The sequence below is a fragment of the Streptomyces sp. NPDC033270 genome (assembly GCF_055576575.1).
Genome location: NZ_JBVIRA010000017.1, coordinates 116,200 through 122,199, shown reverse-complemented (window position 1 = coordinate 122,199; position 6,000 = coordinate 116,200). Strand labels below are relative to the sequence as shown.

The 6,000-nt window shown below is 72.4% G+C and carries 5 protein-coding genes; 3 read left to right on the top strand and 2 right to left on the bottom strand.

All coding sequences use genetic code 11. The features are described 5' to 3' along the window. Positions 1-168: 168 nt before the first annotated feature. Entirely contained in the window at positions 169-1,632 is a 1,464-nt protein-coding gene (locus ACZ5XZ_RS23550) for an SDR family NAD(P)-dependent oxidoreductase (RefSeq protein WP_468981131.1), read from the top strand. Positions 1,633-1,647: 15 nt separating this feature from the next. On the opposite strand, the gene ACZ5XZ_RS23545 is transcribed toward ACZ5XZ_RS23550, so the two are convergent. Then, positions 1,648-2,559 (bottom strand): LysR family transcriptional regulator, encoded by a 912-nt coding sequence (locus ACZ5XZ_RS23545; RefSeq protein ID WP_468981129.1) that lies wholly within the window; start codon positions 2,557-2,559, stop codon positions 1,648-1,650. A gap of 85 nt (positions 2,560-2,644) precedes the next feature. On the opposite strand from ACZ5XZ_RS23545, the gene ACZ5XZ_RS23540 reads away from it, so the two are divergent. Next, positions 2,645-3,262 (top strand): maleylpyruvate isomerase family mycothiol-dependent enzyme, encoded by a 618-nt coding sequence (locus ACZ5XZ_RS23540; protein ID WP_468981127.1) that lies wholly within the window; start codon positions 2,645-2,647, stop codon positions 3,260-3,262. Between the two features lie 18 nt (positions 3,263-3,280). On the opposite strand, the gene ACZ5XZ_RS23535 is transcribed toward ACZ5XZ_RS23540, so the two are convergent. After that, complete coding sequence (locus tag ACZ5XZ_RS23535) at positions 3,281-5,308, bottom strand: M3 family metallopeptidase (RefSeq protein ID WP_468981124.1); 2,028 nt, start codon at positions 5,306-5,308, stop codon at positions 3,281-3,283. Positions 5,309-5,457: 149 nt separating this feature from the next. Here ACZ5XZ_RS23535 and ACZ5XZ_RS23530 point away from each other — a divergent pair, with 149 nt between their 5' ends. Then, positions 5,458-5,892, top strand: a complete 435-nt coding sequence (locus tag ACZ5XZ_RS23530; protein ID WP_468981122.1) for a CBS domain-containing protein — start codon at positions 5,458-5,460, stop codon at positions 5,890-5,892. Positions 5,893-6,000: the final 108 nt, after the last annotated feature.

Sequence of the window (6,000 nt, the reverse complement as noted above, 5' to 3'; positions counted from 1 at the left end):
AAGGGGGCAGAACTGGGGACACGGGAGGGCCGTGCCCCCACTCCCCCCAGGCCCGGTGCCGGACCGGCGCCGGGCCCGCACCGGTTTGGCGGAGGCGTCCCCGCCTACGTACAGTTCCGCCGAAGCACGAAAAATAGAACGTACGATCCCAGGAAAGCGGCAGCGGCGATGACGGTGACCGAAACAGGCCGGGCCGATGGCGCGGGTATCGACTCACAGCGGATGGCGGTCTGCCTGAGCGTGCTCGAAGAGCTGGACGCGCTGCCGCTGGACCACCCCGACGCGATCGCCATACGCCGCGCCACCGCGGGCATCTACCGCAAGGTCAAGCAGCGCCGGCGCCAGGAGCGCCGGGCGGCGAAGACGGCCAACGACAAGGCGGTGACCGCGGCCACGGCCACCGGAGCCCCCGACCGGATCGACGACGAGACCCAGGGCCTGGCCCTCGCCAGCTCCGTGACCACGGAGATCGCCGGAATCCTTGAGCGGCCCCGGTCCTGCTACATCTGCAAGTCCCGCTACACCGAGGTCGACGCGTTCTACCACCAGCTCTGCCGGCCCTGCGCACAGGAGAACCGGGCCCGCCGCGACGCCCGTACGGACCTCACCGGCAGGCGCGCACTGCTCACCGGCGGGCGGGCCAAGATCGGCATGTACATCGCGCTCCGGCTGCTGCGCGACGGCGCCCACACCACGATCACCACCCGCTTCCCGAACGACGCCGTCCGCCGGTTCAAGGCGATGCCGGACAGCGCGGAGTGGCTGCACCGGCTGAAGATCGTCGGAATCGACCTGCGCGACCCGGCCCAGGTCATCGCGCTCGCCGACGAGGTGAGCGCACAGGGCCCGCTCGACATCCTGATCAACAACGCCGCGCAGACCGTGCGCCGCTCGCCCGAGGCGTACGGGCAGCTGCTCGCCGCCGAGTCGGCTCCGCTGCCCGCCGGCGAGCTGCCGGCCTCCCTGGTCCTGGGCAACTTCGGCAGCGGCACCCCCGCGGCCCTGCCCGCCGCCTCGACGGCCGGGCACGGCGGGCTGACCGCCGAGGACGTCACCGCCCTCGCCCTGACCACCGGCTCCGCCTCGCCGGCCCGCATCGAGGCGGGCACCGCGATCGACGCCGGCGGGCTCGTCCCGGACCTGCACGCGACCAACAGCTGGATCCAGAAGGTGGACGAGGTCGACCCGGTCGAGCTCCTGGAAGTCCAGCTGTGCAATATGACCGCGCCGTTCCTGCTGGTCAGCCGGCTGCGCCCGGCGATGGCCGCGGCCGCCGCGCGCCGTAAGTACGTGGTCAACGTCTCCGCGATGGAAGGCCAGTTCAGCCGCGGTTACAAGGGCGCCGGCCACCCCCACACCAACATGGCCAAGGCCGCGCTGAACATGCTCACCCGCACCAGCGCCCGGGAGATGCTGGAGACCGACGGCATCCTGATGACCGCCGTGGACACCGGCTGGATCACCGACGAACGCCCGCACCCCGACAAGATGCGCCTGGCCGAGGAGGGCTTCCACGCCCCGCTGGACCTGGTCGACGGCGCGGCCCGGGTGTACGACCCGATCGTCCGCGGCGAACTCGGCGAGGACCTCTTCGGCTGCTTCCTGAAGGACTACGCGCCGGCCGCCTGGTGAGCCGGCGCCCGCGCCTCAACCGGGCGCGGGCAGCGCGCGGCGGAGCCGCTCCAGCAGCGCCCTGGCCGCCGGGCCGGCCGGTCCCCGCGTCCGCCAGGCCAGCGCGACCCGGCCGCGCGGCCGCGGCCCGGTGATCGCCAGCGTGCGCAGCCCCAGGTCCGCCGCCGCCTGCGCCGGCAGCGCCGGAATCACCGCCACGCCCAGGCCGCGGGCGGCCAGCTGCGCCAGCACCTGCGGAGCGGCCGCCTCGAAGGCGATCCGGGGTCGGATGCCCGCCTGCGCGCAAGCCCGCTCCAGAACACCGCGCAGGCCGGTACCGCGCGGCAGGCTGATCAACGGGCGGTCGCCCAGCGCGGCCAGTGGGACGCTGCCGCGGTCCGGGGGCGCAAGGAGGGGATCGTCCGGCGCGACGGCGGCGACGAGCGGCACATCGATCAGGATCTGCAGGGAGATGCCCTGCGGGGGCGCCTCCTCCGCCAGGCCGATCACCGCGATGTCGAGTGCGCCGGCGTGCAGCGCGGCGAGCATCCGCTCCGAGTTGTCCTCGGTGAGCGAGATCTCCACCTCGGGGTGGTCGTCGTGGAAGTCGGCGAGCAGGGCGGGCACGTCGAAGGCGCCGATGACGGCGCCGGACAGCAGGCCGATCGCCACCCGGCCGCGGAGCAGCCCGGTGAACGCGTCCACGGTGGACCGGATCCCCTCGACGGCGGCGAGCGCGGCCCGCGCGTACGCGAGCACCGCCTCGCCCACCTCCGTCACCGTCACCGAACGGCCGGAGCGGTCCAGCAGCGGCTGACCGAGCTCCCGTTCCAACTGCCGGATCTGGGCGCTCACCCCGGGCTGCGCCAGATGCAGACGGGCCGCGGCGCGGGTGAAGCTCGCCTCCTCCACCACCGCGACGAAGTACTGCAACTGCCGGAGTTCCATGGGGCGAGATTCTAGAACCAGTGGTTATGGAGCTAAGAACCACCAGCTCTTGGACTTATGGCTCCAGGAACAAGATCCTTGGAGCATGGACATCAAAGCGGCGATTGCGGCCGAACGCCGGGAACTCGCGGACATGTTGGCCGGGCTGACGGACAGTCAGTGGGGCGCGCCCACCCTGTGTGAGGGCTGGCGGGTGCGGGAGGTCGCGGCCCATATGTCGATGGGATTCCGCTACTCGTTCCCCAAGGTGGCCGCCGAACTCGTCAAGGCGGGCGGCAGCATCAACAAGGTGGCCGACCGGCTCGCCCGCAGGGACGCCGCCGGCGCATCGACGGACGAACTCGTCGCCTTCCTCCGCGACAACGCCCACCACCCCTGGAAGCCGCCGGTCGGCGGGCTCGCCTCCGCACTGGGCCATGACGTGGTGCACGGCCTCGACATCACCGTCGCCCTCGGCCTGGACCGCCCGGTCCCCGAAGACCGCGTGCGCCTCCTCCTGGCGAACGTCACCCCCAGATCCGCCAGGTTCTTCGGGGCCGACCTCAGCGGCGTCGCACTGCGCGCCGACGACCTCGACTGGTCCTTCGGCGCCGGTGCCCCCCTATCCGGCGCCGCCCAGGACCTGCTGCTGGTCGCCTTCGGCCGCAAGCTCCCCGCCGGACGCCTCCGGGGGGAGCGGCAGGCCCGGTTCGAAGCCCGCTGAGGCGCCGACCGGGTCCGCTCAGCCGGTCAGACCGTGCCGGGCCAGCAGCGGCCCGATCTCCGGATCGCGTCCCACCACCGCGCGGAACGCCTCCATGGGATCGACGCTGCCGCCCTTGGCGAGGAGTTCCCGGCGGAAGATCTCACCGCTCTCGCGGACCGTCCTGCCGTTCTCGCGGAACCAGCGCACGGCATCGGCGTCCAGCACCTCCGCCCAGCGGTAGCCGTAGTACCCCGCCGCGTACCCGCTGCTGAAGATGTGGGCGAAGTAGCCGGTGCGATAGCGCGGCGGGATCGCGGCCACGGCGAGACCCGAGCGCTCCAGCGCGGCCGCCTCGAACGCCTCCGCGTCGCCGTCGCCCGGCAGGTCGCCGTCGGCGGACAGGGTGTGCCAGGACCAGTCCAGCACCGCGGCGGCCTGGTGCTCCACCATCCGGAAGCCCGCGCCGAAGTTCTCCGCCTCGCGCAGACGGGCCGGCAGGTCGGCCGGCATCGGCTCTCCCGTCGCGTGGTGCCGGGCGTAGCGGGCCAGCACCTCGGGCCGGTCCGCCCAGACCTCGTTGACCTGCGAGGGGAACTCGACGAAATCGCGCGGCACCTGCAGACCGGACAGCAGCGGATAGCGGACGTCGGAGAACAGGCCGTGCAGCGCGTGCCCGAACTCGTGGAACAGCGTGGTGACTTCGCTCCAGGTCATGAGCACCGGCTCGCCCTCCGGGGGCTTGGCGATGTTCAGGTTGTTGACCACCACGGGCCGCTGGCCCAGCAGATGGGACTGGAGCACCAAAGAGTCCATCCACGCGCCGCCGCGCTTGGACTCGCGGGCGTGGAAGTCGCCGATGTACAGCCCGAGCGGGCCGCCGTCGGTGTCGCGTACCTCGAAGACCCGGGCGTCCGGGTGGTACGCCACCAGATCGGGGCGCTCGGTCAGGGTGATCCCGTAGACCAGCTCCGCGGCGTGGAAGACCCCGTCGCGCAGTACCCGCTCCAGCTCCAGGTAGGGCCGCAGCGCGGCCGCGTCCAGGTCGAAGCGCTCCTTGCGGACCCGCTCGGCGTAGTACTGCCAGTCGGCGGCGTCGATCCGCGCGACGCCGGCGGCCTCGGCCAGGGCCGCGCCCTCGCGCTCGGCGCTGGCGACGGCGGGGGCGGCCAACCGGTCGAACATGTCCTCGACGGCGCCGGTGGTGCCGGCGGTCCGGTCGGCGATCTCCCAGGCCGCGTGGCTGGGGAAGCCGAGCAGGGCGGCGCGCTCGGCGCGCAGCCTGGCCAGCGCGACGGCGATCGGGCCGTTGTGCTCGCCGCCGCGGCGCAGTGAGGCGGCGAGCAGGCGCGCACGCAGCTCGGGGCTCTCGAGCGCGGCGAGCTCGGTCTGGTTCGAGAAGTTCTTCAGGCTGAGCACGAACTTGCCCTGGTGCCCGAGCGCGTGGGCGTTCTCCGCGGCGGCGGCGATCTGGTCCGGCGGCAAACCGGCCAGCTCCTCGGCGTGGTCCACCACCAGGGCGGCGCGGGCGGTGTCCTCGCGCAGATTCCGGCGGAACTCGGTGCTCCGGGTGGCGATCTCGGTGTTCAGCTCGCGCAGCCGCCGTTGCTGATCCGGCGCGAGGCGTGCGCCGGCCCGTACCCGGAGGGAGTGGTGGCGCTCCAGCAGCCGCAGCTGCTCCGCGTCCAGGCCGAGGCGCTCGCGCTGCTCGAAGACCGTCTCCAGCCGGGCGAACAGAGCGGAGTCGAGCAGCAGCGCATCGTCGTGGGCGGCCAGCCGGGGCGCGAGCTCGGCCTCCAGGGCCTGGATCTCCTCGTCGGTGTCCGCCGCCGCCTTGGTGGCGAACACCCGCCGGACCCGGCCCAGGAGCGCACCGCTGCGCTCGATCGCCTCCACGGTGTTCTCGAAGGTCGCCGGGTCGGCGCGGCCTCCGATCGCCGCCACCTCCGCCAACTGCTCGGCCATTGCGCGTGCGAAAGCCGGCAGATAGTGCTCGTGCCGGATCCGCGCGAAGGGCGGCAGCTCGTAGGGCAGGTCACTCGGTTCGAAGAAGGGGTTCGTCGGCATCACGGGCGTCGACCCTATGCCCGGTGGCGACGCTTGGTCCGGCAGTCGCCGAACACGGCCCGCCGGGCCCTTCCCCGGGAAGCGTCGTTGGGCCATTCGTGGTGTCATCGAAGGCGAGGCAAGCAACGCTCCTTAAGCCAGGAGGAACCATGGCCGGCAAACTGCGAGCCCGAGACATCATGACCGGCGGCGTGCGCTGCGTGGGTGCGCATGAATCGCTCTACGACGCGTCCAAGATGATGCGCGATCTCGACGTCGGATGCCTGCCCATCTGCGGTGACAACAACAAGCTCATGGGCATGATCACCGACCGCGACATCGTCGTCACCTGTTGTGCGGAAGGGGTGGACCCGGCGTCCGTGCAGGCCGGTTCCCTGGGCGGGGAACTGCACTGGATCGACGCCGACGCGGACGCCACCAAGGTCCTGGAGATCATGGAGAACAACCACATCAAGCGCCTGCCGGTGATCGATGTTCAGGGCGGCCACCGCCTGATCGGAATGATCACCGAGGCCAACCTCGCCAAGAACCTCAACGACAAGCAGATCGCGGAGTTCGCGACCCGCGTGTACGCGACCGCCTGACGGTCGCCCTCCTGCACACCCTGGCGCACCGGTGCGCTGGAGCCGGGAGAGTTCCGGCCCGGCGCGCCGTCCGGGCGCGGGGGCCCGCCCGACCGGCGGCCGGCTGAC